The organism is Billgrantia montanilacus (assembly GCF_003336675.1).
Taxonomy (GTDB): Bacteria; Pseudomonadota; Gammaproteobacteria; order Pseudomonadales; family Halomonadaceae; genus Halomonas; species Halomonas montanilacus.
In genome coordinates this window covers 102,754-120,342 of sequence record NZ_QPII01000006.1, presented here as the reverse complement: position 1 = coordinate 120,342, position 17,589 = coordinate 102,754, and the positions used below count along the sequence as shown (strand labels likewise).

General features: G+C 63.3%; 16 protein-coding genes. 11 read left to right on the top strand and 5 right to left on the bottom strand.

Going from position 1 to position 17,589, the window contains the following annotated elements; translation table 11 throughout:
* Positions 1–55 precede the first annotated feature (55 nt).
* Entirely contained in the window at positions 56–1,648 is a 1,593-nt protein-coding gene (locus DU505_RS10375; protein WP_114479021.1) for a ribonuclease J, read from the bottom strand.
* A 260-nt stretch (positions 1,649–1,908) separates the two neighbouring features.
* On the opposite strand from DU505_RS10375, the gene purU reads away from it, so the two are divergent.
* Positions 1,909–2,763: a formyltetrahydrofolate deformylase gene (purU, locus tag DU505_RS10370; protein ID WP_114478917.1), complete on the top strand. Its 855-nt coding sequence runs from the start codon at positions 1,909–1,911 to the stop codon at positions 2,761–2,763.
* Positions 2,764–2,784: 21 nt separating this feature from the next.
* Positions 2,785–3,456, top strand: coding sequence for an energy-coupling factor ABC transporter permease (locus tag DU505_RS10365; RefSeq protein WP_114478916.1), 672 nt, complete (start codon positions 2,785–2,787; stop codon positions 3,454–3,456).
* Between the two features lie 22 nt (positions 3,457–3,478).
* On the opposite strand, the gene dinB is transcribed toward DU505_RS10365, so the two are convergent.
* Both dinB and lexA read right to left on the bottom strand, forming a co-directional pair.
* The gene (gene dinB / locus DU505_RS10360; RefSeq protein WP_114479020.1) at positions 3,479–4,525 is read right to left on the bottom strand and encodes a DNA polymerase IV; all 1,047 of its coding nucleotides are present in this window, start codon (positions 4,523–4,525) and stop codon (positions 3,479–3,481) included.
* Positions 4,526–4,574: 49 nt separating this feature from the next.
* Positions 4,575–5,219 (bottom strand): transcriptional repressor LexA, encoded by a 645-nt coding sequence (lexA, locus tag DU505_RS10355; RefSeq protein WP_114478915.1) that lies wholly within the window; start codon positions 5,217–5,219, stop codon positions 4,575–4,577.
* A 193-nt stretch (positions 5,220–5,412) separates the two neighbouring features.
* Between lexA and DU505_RS10350 the strand changes: the two genes are divergently transcribed.
* The 4 genes from DU505_RS10350 to DU505_RS10335 all read left to right on the top strand — a co-directional run bounded on the left by DU505_RS10350 (position 5,413) and on the right by DU505_RS10335 (position 8,329).
* Complete coding sequence (locus DU505_RS10350) at positions 5,413–6,078, top strand: TetR/AcrR family transcriptional regulator (RefSeq protein ID WP_114478914.1); 666 nt, start codon at positions 5,413–5,415, stop codon at positions 6,076–6,078.
* Position 6,079: 1 nt separating this feature from the next.
* Positions 6,080–6,598 (top strand): L,D-transpeptidase, encoded by a 519-nt coding sequence (locus DU505_RS10345; protein WP_114478913.1) that lies wholly within the window; start codon positions 6,080–6,082, stop codon positions 6,596–6,598.
* Between the two features lie 90 nt (positions 6,599–6,688).
* On the top strand, positions 6,689–7,702 hold the full coding sequence (gene nagZ / locus DU505_RS10340) for a beta-N-acetylhexosaminidase (protein ID WP_114478912.1): 1,014 nt from the start codon (positions 6,689–6,691) through the stop codon (positions 7,700–7,702).
* A gap of 48 nt (positions 7,703–7,750) precedes the next feature.
* Positions 7,751–8,329: a hypoxanthine-guanine phosphoribosyltransferase gene (locus DU505_RS10335; protein ID WP_114478911.1), complete on the top strand. Its 579-nt coding sequence runs from the start codon at positions 7,751–7,753 to the stop codon at positions 8,327–8,329.
* 291 nt (positions 8,330–8,620) lie between these two features.
* Here DU505_RS10335 and DU505_RS10330 read toward each other — a convergent pair whose 3' ends face one another.
* Together DU505_RS10330 and DU505_RS10325 are read right to left on the bottom strand one after the other, a co-directional pair.
* Positions 8,621–10,324, bottom strand: a complete 1,704-nt coding sequence (locus tag DU505_RS10330) for an AMP-binding protein (RefSeq protein WP_114479019.1) — start codon at positions 10,322–10,324, stop codon at positions 8,621–8,623.
* A gap of 136 nt (positions 10,325–10,460) precedes the next feature.
* On the bottom strand, positions 10,461–10,901 hold the full coding sequence (locus DU505_RS10325) for a MerR family transcriptional regulator (RefSeq protein WP_114478910.1): 441 nt from the start codon (positions 10,899–10,901) through the stop codon (positions 10,461–10,463).
* A 259-nt stretch (positions 10,902–11,160) separates the two neighbouring features.
* Here DU505_RS10325 and DU505_RS10320 point away from each other — a divergent pair, with 259 nt between their 5' ends.
* The 5 genes from DU505_RS10320 (at position 11,161) to DU505_RS10300 (ending at position 17,582) form a co-directional block, all read left to right on the top strand.
* Positions 11,161–12,327 (top strand): acyl-CoA dehydrogenase family protein, encoded by a 1,167-nt coding sequence (locus DU505_RS10320; protein WP_114479018.1) that lies wholly within the window; start codon positions 11,161–11,163, stop codon positions 12,325–12,327.
* Positions 12,328–12,358: 31 nt separating this feature from the next.
* Positions 12,359–13,513 carry an enoyl-CoA hydratase/isomerase family protein gene (locus DU505_RS10315; RefSeq protein WP_114478909.1) on the top strand — a complete coding sequence of 385 codons (1,155 nt, stop codon included), beginning with the start codon at positions 12,359–12,361 and terminating at the stop codon, positions 13,511–13,513.
* A 57-nt stretch (positions 13,514–13,570) separates the two neighbouring features.
* A complete protein-coding gene (gene mmsB / locus DU505_RS10310; protein WP_114478908.1) occupies positions 13,571–14,473 on the top strand; it encodes a 3-hydroxyisobutyrate dehydrogenase in 903 nt (300 codons plus the stop codon).
* 415 nt (positions 14,474–14,888) lie between these two features.
* A complete protein-coding gene (locus DU505_RS10305) occupies positions 14,889–16,283 on the top strand; it encodes an MATE family efflux transporter (protein WP_114478907.1) in 1,395 nt (464 codons plus the stop codon).
* Between the two features lie 117 nt (positions 16,284–16,400).
* Positions 16,401–17,582, top strand: a complete 1,182-nt coding sequence (locus tag DU505_RS10300; RefSeq protein WP_114478906.1) for an acyl-CoA dehydrogenase — start codon at positions 16,401–16,403, stop codon at positions 17,580–17,582.
* Positions 17,583–17,589 lie beyond the last annotated feature (7 nt).

Sequence of the window (17,589 nt, the reverse complement as noted above, 5' to 3'; positions counted from 1 at the left end):
CGACCGGGCTTTTGATAGACCGGCTCTTGATAGAATAGGCGGAGGCTCCCGGCGGTCAATCTCTGTCGGTAAACGCCGGGGCCTCCACCGCCAGTAATTGCAGATGTATGTCCGGCAACTGCCGCAGATGTTCCGCCATCCAGGCCGTCAGTAATGGCTCCAGAGCCAGGCGCAGTTCGGCCAGGCTTCCGGCCTGCAACGCTTCCAGGCGTTCATCGAGCCAGTCGGCGAGCTCGTCTTCATCCAGCGCACTGACGCGATGTGCATCCAGCATCAATCGCCCGATGCGCGTCCAGCCCGGTCCAGTCGAGGCGACTGGTAGTGCGAGATAGAGGATGCCGTTACGGGATGAGCCGCGTTCGGCGGCGAGTCCCGGCAGTGGGGTCACGGCATTCTGGCTGACGATGCATGGGCGCTGAGGGTGCCTGGCTTCCAGGGTCAGGCCATCACCATCCAGGCGAATCAGGTCGCCATTGACGGGCGCCAGCGGCGCCTGGATGCCAAGGGTTTCGGCAAGCGTCCTGTGGGCACGTTGATGTTGCGGTTCCCCGTGAACCGGCAGCAGGTGTTTCGGCTTGATCCAGCCGTAGAAGGTGCGCAGTTCCTCTTGGGCCGGATGACCGGAAGCGTGTAGCTCCGGATGGTTGAATTCATCCCAGATTGTCACATCGAGTCGCCTGAGCCCATGCTTCAGCCGCTCGATCGGTGGCTCGTTGCCCGGAATCGCCTTGGCCGAGAAGATCACGGTATCGCCCGACCTCAGTTCGAGGCTGTGATGCCTGCCGCTGGCCAGGCGGCTTAGCGCGGCGCGAGGCTCGCCCTGGCTGCCGGTGGCGATGACCAGCACTTCTTCCGCAGGCAGATAGCCCAGGTCGCTGACCGGGACCAGCGGGGGCATGTCGTCGAGATAACCTAGCCCGCGTGCCACACCCACCATGCGCTCCATGGCTCGGCCCATGAGGCTCACCCGGCGGCCGCAGCGCTCGGCGGCCAGCGCGATAGCGAGCACCCTGGCCAGGTTGCTGGCGAAGCAGGAGACTACCACTCGGCCGGTACACTGGCTCAATCGATGCTCGAGAGCACGCGCCACTTCGCCTTCGCTGCGTGAGTGGCCGGGGAGGGGGGCATTGGTGGAATCCCCCACCACCAGATCCACCGGTGCCAGGGCCCGGAACAGGGCGCCCTTGATGGGTGGGCCGATCAAAGGCTCGGGGTCGAGTTTCCAGTCGCCGGTATGCAGCACGCGATAGCCACCCGCCGCGATCAACAGGGCACAGCTCTCCGGTATGGAGTGGGTCAACGGCAGGTAGCGAAGGGTGAAGGGGCCTGTTTCGAGCGCCTCGCCCGGTTCGATCACCTGGATGGCATCGGTGGCAAGCCCGCGTTCGGTGAACTTGGCCCGGAGCAACCCGGCTGCCAGCGGAGTGGCATGCACCGGACATTGCCATCTCGGCCAGAGCCAGGCCGCGGCACCGATATGATCTTCATGGCCATGGGTGATGAGTAGCGCGGAAGGCGTGATGCCCAGGGCATCGGCGGTGTCCAGGCTGGGAACCTGCAGCGGGCTGTCGGGGAGGTCCTGGCGTATCATCATGCCGCAATCGACGGCGATCCACTCGTCGTCATGCCCATAGAGCCCAAGGTTCATGCCGATCTCGCCACAGCCTCCCAGCGGCAGGAAATGAAGCGGTTTTCTACGGCGTGGGCGAATGGTGGCGCGGGATGAAATCATCGGCACATCATGGTCAGGCATGGAAGCGTTACTATACGGGATCGTCGCGGCCCTCCACAATCCGAGTCCCCGGGCCACTATCCAGGTCTCAATACCAGTTTTCGACGTGTCTCGTGCCCCTGAGTTCGCTACAATGCGCGCTCTTCGATCCACGCTCAGCAAGTCGATGGTTGCCCATGTCCCACTACTACCGTCTGGTCGTTTCCTGCCCTGATCGCCGCGGCATCGTGGCACGCGTTTCCGGTTTTATTTCCGGCCATGGTGGCTCCATTACCGAGGCCAGTCAGCATTCCGACCTGGCCTCGGGTCGCTTTTTCATGCGCTATGAAATCCTCGCCGACTCCATCGACATGACCGGCGATGCGTTGAGACAAGCCTTCGAACCGGTGGCGCGGGAATTCGAGATGGAGTGGGCTCTGCGCGATACGCGCCAGCGCCCGCGGGTGGTGGTCATGGTGTCCCGCGAATCACACTGTCTGGTGGACCTGCTCTATCGCTGGACCGCCGGAGAGATGGAAGGCGATATCGTCGGCGTGATCTCCAATCATCCCGATATGCGAGGCATGGTGGAATGGCATGGGCTGCCCTATTTTCATGTTCCCGTCGACGCCACCGACAAGACTGCAGCCTTTGCCGAAATCGAGTCCCGGGTGGAAGCGCTGGAAGCCGATACGGTGGTGCTGGCACGCTACATGCAAATTCTGCCGCCGAATTTATGCCAGCGATACGCCGGGCGGGTGATCAATATCCATCACAGCTTCCTGCCTTCCTTTGCCGGCGCTCGTCCTTATCATCAGGCCCATGACAGAGGGGTCAAGCTCATCGGTGCCACCTGCCACTACGTGACCGAGGAACTTGACGCCGGCCCGATTATTGAACAGGACATCCATCGGGTCAGTCACTGCCATACCCCCGGCGACCTGGTGCGTTTCGGTCGCGATGTAGAGAAGGCCGTACTGGCGCGAGGTCTACGCTGGCACCTCGAAGATCGAGTGCTGATCCACGGCAACAAGACGGTTGTCTTTGCCTGAGCCTGCTTCCTGGAGACGGTCATGTCGTTTTCCGAGCCCATGCTGGCACCCTGGCTGCTGATCACCTGCGGTATCCTGTCGTTCTGCATCATGGGGCTTGCCCTGGCTCAGCGGCCCTGGGGTGCGCTGCTGGCGGACAGGGCGCTGCAGCATCGCTGGCTGGCGGCCACCGTTGCCGTGGTACTGTTCTGGCAACTGCGTGCCCAGGCCGTCGACTGGCTGACCCTTCACCTCATGTTCACGGCGCTGCTCACGCTGATCTTCAAGGCACCCCTGGCGATGGTCACCAACCTGATCGCCAACCTGGCCCTGGTCCTGCTCGGCAAGACGGCCTGGCCGCTATTGGGCGCCAACGTGCTGATCACCGGCGTGATACCCGTCGGTGTGATCGTGCTGGTCTGGCGTCTGGTGGATCGACGCCTGCCGGACAACCTGATGATCTTTCTCTTTCTCTGCGGCTTCTTTGGTGCAGCCCTGGCCACGCTCGGCACCGGGCTGGCGGGCCTTGGGCTGGTGATGCTGGGGGCGTCTGACCCGGACGCGATTTACCTGGCGCGGGAGTACGCTCTCTTTCTACCGCTGCTGATGCCTTCGGAGGCCTTCCTCACCGGCATGCTGCTCAGCATCCTCATGGTCTACCATCCCGGCTGGGTGGCCACCTTCAACGATCATCGCTATATCGACACCAAATAGGGCAGGGCGCCGTGACAGGGGGCTACAGAGGAAGAGCCAGCTGCCGCCTGGCGTCCTCAGGCACCAGCCTCGCCCCGACACCCAGCAGTCGCACCGGTCGCTTCTTGCGCGCCCAGGCTTGTGCCAGCAGGGCGTTGAAGGTTTGGCTGCAGAGCGTTCCGCCGCGTGCCTCCATGGTCGTCAGGCTGAAATCGTCAAAGCGCACCTTGACGAACAGCCCCGCCAGCGGCGGGTGCCCATGGCGCGCGAGGCGGGATTCCAGGCGATCACACAGCGCCGCCAGCTCCCGGTGACAGTCGGGCAGGCCAGGAAGGTCGGTGGCAAAGGTGGTCTCCACGCTGACCGACTTGCGCTCTCGTTCCACCCTCACCGGGCGGACGTCGATACCACGGGCCAGCTCGAACAGGCGATGGCCGAATTTGCCGAACTCCTGGATCAGCCGGTCCTGGGGCAGCCGCTGCAGGTCGTGGCAGGTATCGATATCCAATGACTTCAGCCGCCGAGCGGTGGCCGGCCCCACGCCATGCAGCTTCGTGACTGGCAGTGTCTCGATGAAGGCATCGACTCGATCCGGCGAAATCACCGTCAGGCCGTCGGGCTTCTCCCAGTCGCTGGCGATCTTTGCCAGAAACTTCGAGGGGGCGGCACCCACCGAAACGGTGATGCCCACCCGTCGCTGGCACTCCTCCTTCAACCAGCGTGCCATCCAGGTGGCGCTGCCGGAGAAGCGTGTCACGGCCGTGACATCGAGAAAGGCTTCGTCCAGCGACAGCGGCTCCACCAGCGGGGTGAGCTCATGGAAAATGGCCTGGATCCGGCGCGAGGCTTCGCGATAGCGCTCGAAGTCGCCGGAGAGGAGGGTGAGATGCGGGCACAACCGAAGGGCTCTTGCCGTCGGCATGGCGGAGTGAATGCCATAGGCCCGAGCCGGGTAGTTGCATGTGGCGATAACACCGCGACCCTCAGCGCTGCCGCCGATGGCCAGCGGAATCTCGCGCAGCGCCGGGTTGTCGCGCATTTCCACCGCGGCATAGAAGCAGTCGCAATCGGCATGCAGTATCTTGCGCACGGGATCCATGAGCGACCGTCCGACAGCTAGCCGAGCGTGACCGAGTTCATCATAGCGCCTGGCCGCTGCCGCCGCGGATCACCCCCACGCCTATGCCTTCGATATCCAGCGACTGATGGCGCAGGTCCACTTCGATAGGCGCAAAAGCGGCATTCTCGGCTTCGAGGACGACCCGATGACCGTTGCGATGGAAGCGCTTCACGGTGACATCGTCCTCAAGCCGGGCGACGACGATCTGGCCGTCGCGAACTCGGTCCGTGCGGTGCACGGCCAGCAGGTCGCCCTCGAGGATACCGGCATCCTTCATGGAGAGGCCGCGTACCTTGAGCAGGTAGTCGGCACGGGGGGTGAAGAATTCGGGAGGCAGTGGGCAGTAACGGTCGATGTGCTCGGCGGCAAGGATAGGGCTGCCGGCCGCCACCTCGCCGATGATCGGCAAGCCTTCCACGGCGGGTTCGCCCCCGACCGGCTCGGCATCCTGCGCCGGCAGGCGAATACCCCGCGACGTACCACGGATGACCCGGATGACACCCTTGCGCTCCAGGGCCCGCAGGTGCTCCTCGGCTGCATTGGGAGAGCGAAAGCCCAGGGCACGTGCGATCTCGGCACGGGTCGGCGGGTAGCCGAACTCATTCATCGTCTTGACGATGAAGTCGAAGACGTTTTGCTGGCGCGAGGTGAGGGGGCGTGTCATGCGACCTCCGGGTAGCGGTGCCTTGAGTATTGTTCAAGTATACAGCATGGAAGTCTATCCAGTAAAAAGGCAATCGATTCCCTGGTACTCACCGCGTTTCAAACAGCCAATAGTCATCCGATTTGAGCGAGGCATTGAAATCACGTAGACTTTTGTAATGTTTTAAACACTCGTTTCCAGCGGGACCAGCAAAATGGCTCAAACCGATACCGTCACACGCATTCTCGATACTGCCGAAGTGTTGTTCGCCGAACGTGGTTTTGCGGAAACCTCCCTGCGGACCATAACCAGCAAGGCGCGGGTCAATCTGGCTGCGGTGAACTATCACTTTGGCTCCAAGAAATCGCTGATCCAGGCGGTATTTGCCCGCTATCTGGATCCGTTCACCGTGCGCTTCCATCATGCCCTCGACGAGTTGGAAGCACAGTATGCCGGTGGCGTCATTCCGCTGGAAGTGCTGCTGGAAACCATGGCCCGCACCGTGCTGGATGTGCCCGCCGAGCGTCACAGCCTCAAGGTGTTCATGAAGCTGCTGGGGCTCGCCTACAGCCAGGCCCAGGGACATCTACGTCGTTACATCCAGGACGAGTACGGCAGCGTATTCTCCCGCTTCACCGATCTGGTTCGACTGGCAACGCCCGATTTGCCCGACTCCGAGCGTTTCTGGCGGCTACACTTTGTGCTGGGCACCGTCATCTTCACCTTGTCCGGGCTGGATGCGTTGCGTGACATCGCCGAAAAGGATTATCAGGAGCATGTCTCCGTGCGTGATCTGATCCGCCGTTTGCGGCCGGTCGTGGTGGCCGCCATGAACGCGCCGCTTCCACCGCCCCCCATGCCGAAGGCCGAGGCGAGCTGATATGCGCACCCCGCGTCTGACCGAACTGCCGCCGCCAACGGGCAACTGGTTGGAAGTCGACGTTGCGCGTCAATGCCTGGTCCAATGGCAGGGCGCAAGGCTCCAGGCCGAATGGTCCGTATCCACCGCCCTGGCAGGCACCGGCCAGCAGGAGGGTAGCGGCTGCACGCCGCTGGGCTGGCACTACGTGAGAGCTGCCATCGGTGACGGGCTGCCGCCGGGTACGGTGTTTCGGGGTCGTCGCCCTACCGGCGAACGGTATTCTCCGGAACTGGCCGAGGCGCATCCCCAGCGCGACTGGATACTCACCCGTATCGTTTGGCTCTGCGGGCTGGAGCGAGGGGTCAACCGCGGCGGAGAGGTCGACAGCCAGCGGCGCTATATCTACCTGCACGGCACGCCCCCCGACCAGCCCATGGGGGAGCCGCGTTCCCACGGCTGCATTCGTCTGAGCGCCGCATCATTGCTCCAGGTGTTCTCCGTGGCCACTCCCGGCACCCCCGTGTGGCTGCACGACTGAGAGGTGGGGCGGCAGGGCCTTGCGGATGGCTGTTCCCTAGGCCAACTTTGATCTAGAATCAGCCTCCTTCTAGCCCCAAGGAATCCGATCATGACGCAGACCCTCGGCCCGGTGATGCTGGATCTGGAAGGCACGCGGCTGACCGACGACGAGCGCAGGCTACTGCTCCGTCCCGAGGTCGGCGGGGTGATTCTCTTCTCCCGCAATATCGAGGATGCACGTCAGGTTCGCTCACTCTGTGATGCCATACGTCGCCTGCGGCCCGAGCTACTCTTGACGGTCGACCAGGAGGGCGGACGGGTGCAGCGACTGCGCCAGGGCGTGACCCGCATACCCTCCATGGGTCGCATCGGCCGCGACTATGCTGTTGCTCCGGAAGTTACCCTGCGGCTCTGCCTGGACGCCGGCTGGTTGATGGGTATGGAAATGGCCGCCTGTGGATTCGATTTCAGCTTCGCGCCGGTGCTCGATGTCGATAGCGGCATTTCTAGCGTGATCGGCGATCGCAGCTTTTCCCGCGACCCCGTCGAAGTTTCCGCCATGGGCGAGGCCTTCGTGGCCGGGTTGCATGAGGCCGGCATGGCCGCAGTGGGCAAGCACTTTCCAGGCCATGGTGGTGTCGCCGCCGATTCGCACCTGGAGCTGCCCGTCGATGATCGGCCCCTCGATGCCCTGCGAGGCCATGATCTGGTACCCTTCGCCGATCTGGCCGGCCGACTCGATGGCGTTATGCCCGCCCATGTCATCTATAGCGCCTTCGATGCCCGGCCCGCCGGCTTCTCCAACAGCTGGCTGGGTCTTCTGCGTGAATCGCTCGGCTTCAAGGGAACGATATTTTCCGACGATCTCGGCATGGCCGGCGCTGGATTCGCCGGCGGCCCGCGTGAGCGTGCTCAGGCTGCGCTGAACGCAGGCTGCGACATGGTGCTGGTGTGCAATGACCGCGCTGCCGCTCTCGAGGTGCTGGATGCCTGCCAGGGCCGTTCGTTCCGCCCGGCGAAGCGGCTACGCTATGGTCGGGCCCGTCCCGAGCCTGAAGCCCTGGAAGCACTGGGCCGCTGGCGCCGCGTTCACGCTCGCCTCGAGGCCATGGCCCAGAACTGAACGATCCCACCTCCCGTCCCGATTACCCTTCAGCGACATGAGCTCTCAATGCCCAAACTAGATCCCGATTTTCACCAGTCCCTGACCACCATGCGCGATGTCATGGAAAGTGCCGACTGCCTGATCACGCAAGAGGAAGTCGAAGTCGCTCTCGATCGCATGGCGGAGCAGATCACCGCTGATCTGGGCGACAAGCTTCCCGTCTTCTACTGCGTGATGAATGGCGGGCTGATCACCACCGGCCATCTTCTGACTCGCCTGGGTTTTCCGCTGGAAGTCGACTACCTGCATGCGACTCGCTATCGCGGCGGTATCCGCGGTGGCGATCTTTTCTGGCGTGTCTCGCCGGAAGTGCCCATGGCCGACCGTCACGTCGTGATCGTCGACGACATCCTCGACGAAGGCACCACGCTTGCGGCTATCCTCGACTACTGCCACAAGGCCGGTGCCAAGAGCATCTCGACGGCGGTTCTGGTCGATAAGCGCCACGACCGCAAGGCTGTTCCCGACCTGCGCGCCGACTACTGCGGCCTGGAAGTCGTCGACCGCTACGTCTTCGGCTTCGGCATGGATTACAAGGGATACTGGCGCAACGCACCGGGAATCTTCGCACCCAAGGGGTTGTAGAGGAGGGCGCCTCGGCGGAGGTTGCCGAGGTTGGCTATTACCGCGACCATCTGCAACACCGCCGGGAGTCCTTCGGCCTCCAGTCGCGATCTGAAGATGCTCCTACAGCTGCTTATCTCTCCTATGGTGGAGAGGATCGCTGTAGGAGCGCCGCTTCGCGTCGCGACTGGCGCCGTCAGGCGCCTCGGCGGAGGCTGCCGACGCTGGCAATAACCGCGACCATGGCAACACCGCCGGGAGTCCTTCGGCCGCCAGTCGCGATCTGAAGATGCTCCTACAGCGGTTATCCGATCACGCCAGGCCCAGCTCGTGGGTGGCTTCCTCGCGCATCTTGAACTTCTGGATCTTGCCGGTGACGGTCATCGGGAATTCATCGACGAATTTCACGTAGCGCGGCACCTTGTAGTGGGCGATCTTGCCCTTGCAGAACTCCTTCAGTTCATCGCCGGTCAACTGCTGGCCTTCGCCAAGCTTGACCCAGGCCATTACCTCTTCGCCGTACTTCTCGTCGGGTACGCCAATCACCTGGACGTCGGAGATGGCCGGGTGGGTATAGAGGAAGTCCTCGATCTCGCGGGGATAGATGTTTTCGCCGCCGCGGATGATCATGTCCTTGATGCGCCCGACGATGGCCACATAGCCCTCTTCGTCCATGGTGGCCAGGTCGCCGGTGTGCATCCAGCCGGCCGCGTCGATGGATTTGTCGGTGGCTTCCTCGTTCTCCCAGTAGCCCAGCATCACGCTGTAGCCGCGGGTGCAGAGCTCGCCGGTCTCGCCACGGGGGACCACCGCGCCAGTCTCGGGGCTGACCAGCTTGACCTCCAGGTGCGGATGGATCGTGCCCACTGTAGTCACGCGCTTATCCAGCGGCGCATCGGTCTGGGTCTGGAAGCTGACCGGGCTGGTCTCGGTCATGCCGTAGCAGATGGTAACGTCTTCCATGTTCATCTTGTCGATGACCTGGCGCATCACTTCGATAGGGCAGATGGAGCCGGCCATGATGCCGGTGCGCAGGGTCGAGAGATCGTACTGTGCGAAGTTCGGGTGCTCCAGTTCGGCGATGAACATGGTGGGCACGCCGTACAGCGCCGTGGCCTTCTCCTCGGAAACTGCCTTCAGCGTCGCCTCGGGCTCGAAGCCGTCCCCCGGGTAGATCATGGTGGCGCCATGGGTCATGCAACCCAGGTTGCCCATTACCATGCCGAAGCAGTGGTAGAGCGGCACCGGGATCACCAGGCGGTCCTTCTCGGTGAAGCCCATGGTGCGGGCGACGAAGAAGCCGTTGTTGAGAATGTTGTGGTGGGAGAGGGTGGCTCCCTTGGGGGCCCCGGTGGTGCCGGAGGTGTACTGGATATTGATCGGGTCGTCGAATTGGAGACTGCCTTGGACGTCTGCCAGGTGCTCGGCTGAAACTTGATCGGCATGGCTCAGCAGGCCCTGCCAGGTAAGCATGCCGGGCAGGGCCAGGTCCGCATCGAGGCAGACGACCCGCTTGAGCTCCGGAAGGCTGGCGCAGCTGAAGGTGTCAGGTGCAGCGTCTCGTATCTCAGGTGCCAGCTCAGCCAGCGTTGCCACGTAGTCGGAAGACTTGAATTTCCCCTGCAGGACCAGCGTCGAGGCGCCCGATTGCTTGAGGGCATATTCCAGCTCGTGGGTACGATAGCTGGGGTTGATGTTGACGAGTACCGCGCCGATCTTGGCGGTAGCAAACTGAGTGATGGTCCACTCGGCGCAGTTGGGTGACCAGATGCCCACACGGTCGCCTTTCTCCACGCCCAGCGCCAGCAGTGCGCGGGCCGCCTCATCCACCGCCCCCTGCAGCTCCGCCCAGGTATAGCGCAGGCCCTGGTGCAGGCTGAGCAGGGCATCGCCGCCGGGAAACCGAGCGACTGTCTCGTCGAAACAGTCGCCGATGGTCTGCCCCTTGAGGGGGGTATCGCTGATGCCGCTGACGTAGCTGTTCTGAACGCGATTCTGTGTGTGCTGGCGTGTCATGGTGTTACCCGTCTTGTTGTTGCAAAAGTTGTTGCAAGAGTTGTGGCAAGAATAGATCTGAAAGCTGGTACACAGGCTGGTGGCGGGATGGCTCTGCCTGGCCACTATCCGCTGGGCGAGAAACCGGCGCGACGAATCACTCCTGGTCCAGGCGTTCGAGTACGTCGCGGGCTCGCATCTCCACGTCGTCGAGCTCTCTCTGCATCAGGCGGATATCCTCGAGTTGGCGTTCCATGTTGGTCCGCTTGTCGGCCAGAATTTCCAGGAGGCGCTTGAGCTGGCGCGCGTTTCCATCCGGCATGGCGTCATACATTTCGATGACCTCGCGAATCTCGGCCAGCGAGAAGCCGAGCCGCTTGCCGCGAAGGGTCAGTTTGAGGCGTACCCGGTCCTTTTCATGATAGATGCGAGTCTGGCCCCGGCGCTCAGGCGCCAACAGGCCTTCCTGCTCATAGAAACGGATGGTGCGCGGAGTCACCTCGAACATCCGGGCCAATTCACCGATGGAGTAGGTGCGGCGCTGCTGTGGCAGACTGCCGTTGACTGCGGTTGTGGCTTCCGGTTCGGTTATGCTCATTGCTACCTTTCCTGTGTTTGGTGGGCCGTCTAGCGGTTTCCCTCCACGTATTCGCAACACTAGACGACGTTGACGTTAACGTAAAGTGCTTGTAGACCAAGGGATGTGTGCGATAAAACCTAGCAAGTGCTAGGTTGGTTGCCATTCGGCTGCTGGATAAGGTCTCGCATGGCCTATGGCAATCCGGCAACCGGTCAGCTACCACTACTGGATCGAACATCTCGGTCGAACCATTCAGTCGATACATGAGGATACCCCGATGGACTTCTCCCTGACCGATGACCAGAAGGCGCTCGTTCAGGCGGCCGCCGACTTCAGCAGAGCCGAGTTGGCCGACCACGCCGCTGAGTGGGACGCCACCTCGCATTTCCCGGTCGAGGTGATTCGCCGCGCCGGCGAGGCTGGGTTCCTCGGCATCTACATCCCCGAAGAGCGAGGTGGGCTGGGTCTGTCTCGCCTGGATGCCTCGCTGATCTTCGAGCAGCTCTCCCAAGGCTGCATCTCGACTACCGCCTATCTTACCATTCACAACATGGTGGCCTGGATGGTGGCCAGTTGGGGCAGCGAGGCATTGCGCAAAACGTGGGTAGAGCGGCTGGTGAGCGGCGAGTGCCTGGGCTGCTACTGCCTCACCGAGCCCGGCTCCGGCTCCGATGCAGCCAGTCTCCGCACCAAGGCCGTACGGGACGGTGATGACTACGTCATCAGCGGTTCCAAGATGTTCATCTCGGGGGCCGGGGCCAACGATGTCCTCATCGTCATGGCGCGCACCGGCGGTCCCGACAGCGGGGCGAGCGGGGTTTCCGCGATCCTGGTGCCGGCCGATGCGGCAGGCATCGAATACGGCAAGAATGAAGAGAAGATGGGGTGGAAAAGCCAGCCGACACGGCTGGTCAGTTTCGATGGCGTTCGTGTGCCGGTCGGCAATCGCCTGGGTGATGAAGGCGAGGGCTTCAAGCTGGCCATGAAGGGGCTTGACGGAGGAAGGCTCAATATTGCCAGCTGTTCGCTGGGTGCCGCACAGCATGCGCTGACCCTGTCGCGCAATTACATGGCCGATCGCAAGCAGTTCGGTCGCGAGCTGTCGAGTTTCCAGGCGCTACAGTTCAAGCTTGCCGACATGGCTACCGAATTGATGGCGGCCAGGCTGATGGTTCGCCAGGCGGCATGGCGGCTCGACAACAACGACCCCGACGCCACCGCCCATTGCGCCATGGCCAAGCGGTTTGCCACCGACATGGGCTTCAATGTCTGCAACGATGCCCTCCAGCTCCACGGCGGTTACGGTTATCTCAGGGAGTTCCCGCTGGAGCGCATGGTACGCGATACCCGTGTGCACCAGATTCTCGAGGGCACCAACGAGATCATGCGTGTCATCGTGGCCCGCCGACTGCTGGCGGATGGTGTGATAGAGGCCTTGCAGTAACACCACCCATTTCAACCAGGAGAACAGTTGCATGACGGAACTTGCGGTCATCTTTGACGAACGTCCCACCCGGGATGGTGGGCGGATCGGCGTGGCCACGCTCAATGCGCCGAAATCGCTCAATGCCCTGACGCTGACAATGGCGCAGCAGCTCATGGCCAAGCTCGACGCCTGGGCGGTGGATCGCAGCATCGTGGCAGTATGGCTCGAAGGGGCGGGGGAGAAAGCCTTCTGTGCCGGCGGCGATGTGGTGGCACTGTATCGCTCCATGACCGAAGAGGGCGAGAACCGTGGGTCAGGCCGCGACAGCGTCTTCGCCGAAACCTACTTCACCACGGAATATCGGCTCGACTACCGGATCCACACCTATCCCAAGCCGATCCTGCTCTGGGGCGACGGCATCATCATGGGCGGCGGCCTGGGCCTGATGGCGGGCGCCTCGCACAGGATCGTGACCGAAACCACGCGCATCGCCATGCCGGAGATCACCATCGGTCTCTATCCCGATATCGGCGCCAGCTGGTTCCTCAATCGAATGCCCCCTGGTGTCGGCGCCTACCTGGGCATCACTGGCGCCCAGTTGAACGCCCGGGACGCGCTGGACCTGGGCATGGCGGACCACATCGTTCCCCGCGAGCGGCGGGAAACCCTGCTCGAAGCCCTGGGCGAAGCCGACTACGGCGAGCGCACTCCGCGGGACCTGCGTTCAGGTGTGCAAGCGGTGGTCGATGAGATGGAGGATCGCTCCCAGGCGCCCCAGCCTCAGGTAGGGCCGCAGCTCGACCACATCCAGAGCGTGGTCGGGCAGGTCGATGCCCCCACTGCGGTGAAGCGAATTCTTCGCGATGGCCGAGACGATGCCTGGCTTGCGGCCAACCGCGCGCGGCTCGAGGCCGGCAGCCCGCTGAGCGCGCATCTGGTCTGGCTGATGCTGGATCGCCATCGTCATACCAGCCTGGCCGACGCCTTCCGCGATGAGCTGAACCTGTCGGTGCAGTGCTGTCGGCGGGGGGATGTCGCCGAGGGCGTGCGCGCGCTGCTGGTCGACAAGGACAAGAACCCCCAGTGGCAGCACGTCGATGTCGACAGCGTGCCGCAGAACGACCTGGATGCCCTGATGGTGCCCCTCTGGAGCAGCGAGGACCATCCGTTGCGTGACCTTGGAACCGGCGAGCGCGTAAATTGAACGCTCGGTCTACCGGCTGGAACCAACAATCAACAATGACTCTCAGGAGCGACTTGCATGAAAATCGCCTTTATCGGACTGGGTAACATGGGTGCGCCGATGGCCGCCAACCTGGTCAAGGCCGGCCACGAGGTCAGCGTCTTCGACCTGGTGGATGCAGCCATGAAGAGCCTGGAAAAGGCCGGTGCCTACGCCTGCGCCAGCGCCCAGAGCGCTACCAGTGGTGCGGAGGTCGTCATTTCGATGCTGCCCGCTGGCCAGCATGTAAGACGACTCTATCTCGGCCGTGACACGGCGCCGGGCTTGTTCGATGCCATGGAAGGTAAGCCGCTGATCATCGACGCCTCGACCATCTCGCCGGAGGACGCCCGCTTCGTCGGCGCCGCTGCTGCCGAGCGTGGCCTGACCTATCTCGATGCCCCCGTCTCGGGCGGTGTGGGCGGTGCCCAGGCCGGTACCCTGACCTTCATCGTCGGCGGCACCGAAGCGGGGTTCGAGCAGGCAAGGCCGGTGCTGGAAGGCATGGGCAAGAACATCTTCCACGCAGGCGAAGTCGGCTCGGGTCAGGTAGCGAAGATCTGCAACAACATGCTGCTGGGAATACTGATGAGCGGCACCGCCGAAGCCCTGGCGCTGGGCGTGAAGAACGGCCTCGACCCGGCTGTGCTCTCGGAGATCATGAAGCAGAGCAGCGGCGGCAACTGGGCGCTGAACGTCTACAACCCCTGGCCCGGTGTGATGCAGGGCTCGGCGGCGTCCCGTGACTACCAGGGCGGCTTCCTGACCGACCTGATGGCCAAGGACCTCGGCCTCGCCTGGGAACTGGCCTTGGAGAGCAAGGCAACGGTGCCGATGGGCTCCCAGGCACGCAATCTCTTTGCCCTTCACGCGTCCCAGGGTAACGGTGGCAAGGACTTCTCCAGCATCCAGAAACTCTTCCGCGCCGGCGAGGAGGAGTGAAAGGGGCAACCCCGCCGGTGATGGCAGCAACGTTGGCAACCTCGCCGGGAGGCTTTCGCCTCCAGTCGCCGATGCGTCGGACCGGATCTAACGATGCTCAAACAGCGGTGCGGGTCGCGTTGGTGGAGAGAATCGCTGTTGGAGCGCTGGTTCCCATCGCGACTGGCGCCGATAGGCGCCTTGGCGGAGGCCGCCACCGTTGGTGGTGGTCGCCAACACCGGCAACCCCGCCGGGAGGCCTTCGGCCTCCAGTCGTGAGTTGAAGCTTCCTCCAACAGGGTGATAACTGCCGACCTTGTTGGAGCGCCGCTTTGCGTCGCGACTGGCGCCGCCAGGCGCCTTGGCGGAGGCTCCCTTTGGCACGTCGTCAGGAAGCGGGCACAATCGTGTGCCTGTTTCATGTATTCGAGGCTTCATGACGCTTTCATCGCCATCCACTGATCGGCCATCCCGCCGTCCCGTTCGCCGCGAACTTCTCGAAGGGCCTATTGCGGCGACCCTGCTGCGCAAGAGCCTGCCAGTTGTCGGCGGCATGATCGCCATGCTCAGCTTCAACCTGGTGGACTCCTGGTTCATCGCCCGGCTGGGCACCGAGCCGCTGGCGGCGGTCTCCTTCACCTTTCCGGTTGTCTTCGCGGTGATCAGCCTGGCGATCGGGCTGGGGATAGGCACCTCGGCTGTCGTTGCCAGAAGGCTGGGGCAGGGGGATCTCGCCACGGTGCGCCGGCGTGCCACCGATGCGGCGCTGCTCGCGCTTATCGTTGGCCTTGTCCTGACCGCGCTGGGCTTGGCGACAATCGACCCGCTGTTCCGGCTGCTGGGTGCCGATGAGGCACTCATGCCCCATGTGCGCGACTACATGGGCATCTGGTACCTGGGAGCCGCGGCAGTGATCGTGCCCCGAGTGCTCAACAGCGTGCTGAGAGCACAGGGCAATACCCTGATCCCCGGGCTGATGATGGGGCTGGCGGCCCTGCTCAATGGGCTGCTCGACTGGCTGTTGATCTTCGGCGTGGGCCCTTTTCCCGAACTGGGCGTACAGGGGGCGGCTCTTGCCACCGTGCTCAGCTGGGGGTTGATGACCGCGGCACTCTTCTTTCAGCGCGAACTGCGAGATTGTCTCGACTTCCGGCAGCTGCCCCTGGCGGACATGCTGGCTTCCTGGCATGAGCTGTCGCGGATAGCCGTTCCTGCTGCCATCACCAGCGTTTTTACGCCACTGGCGCTCGCCCTGGTGACGCGTATCGTCGCCGACCACGGTCACCATGCGGTGGCGGGCTTTGGGGTCGGTACGCGTATCGATGCCTTCGTTCAGATCGCCGTTCTGGCACTCTCCATGACGCTGCCGCCACTGGTCAGCCAGAACATCGGCGCCGCGCAGCACGACCGCGTAAGACGCGCCATCTTCGGTTGCTTCGGTTTCGTGATCGCCTGGCAGTTTGCGATCTGGGTGCTGTTGCAACTGCTGGCGCCCTGGCTGGTAGGCAGCTATGCCGATAGCCAGGCGATGGCCGAGGTCCTCCGGGCCTTCCTGTGGTGGGTGCCGTTGGGGCTGGGAGCCCAGGGTGTGGTCATCCTCGCCGTCTCATCACTCAACGCCCTGCATGAGCCCGGCCGTGCCATGCGGCTGTCGATCATTCGACTCTTCGTGTTGACCGTGCCGCTGGCCTGGCTCGGTGGTGTCTTGGCGGGGCCCACCGGCATCTTCATCGGCATGTTCACTGCCAACGTACTGGTCGGCCTGGTGGCCTGGCGACTCATTCACCGTCGTCTTCAAGAGCGCGCGCCGCAGATGCCGGCTCCAGGCTAGTCGAGGCCGTAGTCACGCAGGGGGCAATACAGAAAAATAGCGACGCAGGGGTTGGCAGGGAGGTCTGCATGGTCTACATTCTATGAAAATGTAGATATTTATCACGGAGAGCCTCCAATGAGCCAGATCACCCCCGTTACCTGGGAAGACCCGTTCCGCCTGATCGATCAGTTGGACGAAGACGAGCGCATGGTGCTGCAAACTGCCCATGACTACTGTCAGGACAAGCTGATGCCGCGGGTGCTGGAGGCTAACCGCCACGAGCACTTCCACCGCGAGATCATGAACGAGATGGGGGAGCTGGGCCTGCTCGGCGCCACCATCGACGGCTATGGCTGCGCTGGCATGAACTACGTCAGCTACGGCCTCATCGCCCGGGAGGTGGAGCGCGTCGATTCCGGCTACCGCAGTGCCATGAGCGTGCAGTCCAGCCTGGTGATGTATCCGATCCACGCCTTCGGCACCGATGCCCAGCGTGACAAGTACCTGCCCAAGCTGGCCACCGGCGAGTGGGTGGGCTGCTTCGGTCTCACCGAACCCGACCACGGCTCTGACCCGGGCAGCATGTCCACCCGCGCCGTGCGCACCGATGGTGGCTGGCGTCTCAACGGTACCAAGACCTGGATCACCAACTCGCCCATCGCCGACGTGTTCGTGGTATGGGCCAGGGACGAGGAGGGCGTGGTCCGCGGCTTCATCCTGGAGAAGGGCATGCCTGGGCTCTCCGCGCCCAAGATCGAGGGCAAGTTCAGCCTGCGCGCCTCCATCACCGGCCAGATCGCCATCCAGGATGTCGAGGTCTCCGACGACCAGCGCCTGCCCGGTGTCACCGGGCTGAAGGGGCCGTTCTCTTGCCTCAACCGAGCCCGCTTCGGCATCGCCTGGGGCAGCATGGGGGCCGCCGAGGCGTGCTGGCATGCCGCCCGAGAATACACCCTGGATCGCAAGCAGTTTGGTCGCCCGCTGGCCGCCAACCAGCTGATCCAGAAGAAGCTGGCCGACATGCAGACCGAGATCGCCCTGGGCCTGCAGGCCGCGCTGCGTGTAGGTCGCATGATCGATGACGGCCAGCTGGTGCCGGAAGCGATCTCGCTGATCAAGCGCAACAACTGCGGCAAGGCGCTGGATATCGCCAGGGTCGCCCGCGACATGCACGGCGGCAACGGCATCTCCGACGAATACCACGTCATTCGCCACATGATGAACCTCGAGGCGGTCAATACCTACGAGGGCACCCATGACGTTCATGCCTTGATCCTGGGGCGGGCTCAGACGGGCCTCCAGGCCTTCGCTAATTAATACGCGA

Coding starts and splice junctions, on each gene's coding strand:
- DU505_RS10375 (WP_114479021.1), bottom strand. CDS start 1,648: ATGAACCTTGGGCTCTATGGGCATGACGACGAGTGGATCGCCGTCGAT.
- DU505_RS10335 (WP_114478911.1), top strand. CDS start 7,751: ATGCCCAAACTAGATCCCGATTTTCACCAGTCCCTGACCACCATGCGC.
- nagZ (WP_114478912.1), top strand. CDS start 6,689: ATGACGCAGACCCTCGGCCCGGTGATGCTGGATCTGGAAGGCACGCGG.
- DU505_RS10300 (WP_114478906.1), top strand. CDS start 16,401: ATGAGCCAGATCACCCCCGTTACCTGGGAAGACCCGTTCCGCCTGATC.
- DU505_RS10350 (WP_114478914.1), top strand. CDS start 5,413: ATGGCTCAAACCGATACCGTCACACGCATTCTCGATACTGCCGAAGTG.
- purU (WP_114478917.1), top strand. CDS start 1,909: ATGTCCCACTACTACCGTCTGGTCGTTTCCTGCCCTGATCGCCGCGGC.
- DU505_RS10330 (WP_114479019.1), bottom strand. CDS start 10,324: ATGACACGCCAGCACACACAGAATCGCGTTCAGAACAGCTACGTCAGC.
- DU505_RS10315 (WP_114478909.1), top strand. CDS start 12,359: ATGACGGAACTTGCGGTCATCTTTGACGAACGTCCCACCCGGGATGGT.
- lexA (WP_114478915.1), bottom strand. CDS start 5,219: ATGACACGCCCCCTCACCTCGCGCCAGCAAAACGTCTTCGACTTCATC.
- mmsB (WP_114478908.1), top strand. CDS start 13,571: ATGAAAATCGCCTTTATCGGACTGGGTAACATGGGTGCGCCGATGGCC.
- DU505_RS10365 (WP_114478916.1), top strand. CDS start 2,785: ATGTCGTTTTCCGAGCCCATGCTGGCACCCTGGCTGCTGATCACCTGC.
- DU505_RS10305 (WP_114478907.1), top strand. CDS start 14,889: ATGACGCTTTCATCGCCATCCACTGATCGGCCATCCCGCCGTCCCGTT.
- DU505_RS10325 (WP_114478910.1), bottom strand. CDS start 10,901: ATGAGCATAACCGAACCGGAAGCCACAACCGCAGTCAACGGCAGTCTG.
- DU505_RS10345 (WP_114478913.1), top strand. CDS start 6,080: ATGCGCACCCCGCGTCTGACCGAACTGCCGCCGCCAACGGGCAACTGG.
- DU505_RS10320 (WP_114479018.1), top strand. CDS start 11,161: ATGGACTTCTCCCTGACCGATGACCAGAAGGCGCTCGTTCAGGCGGCC.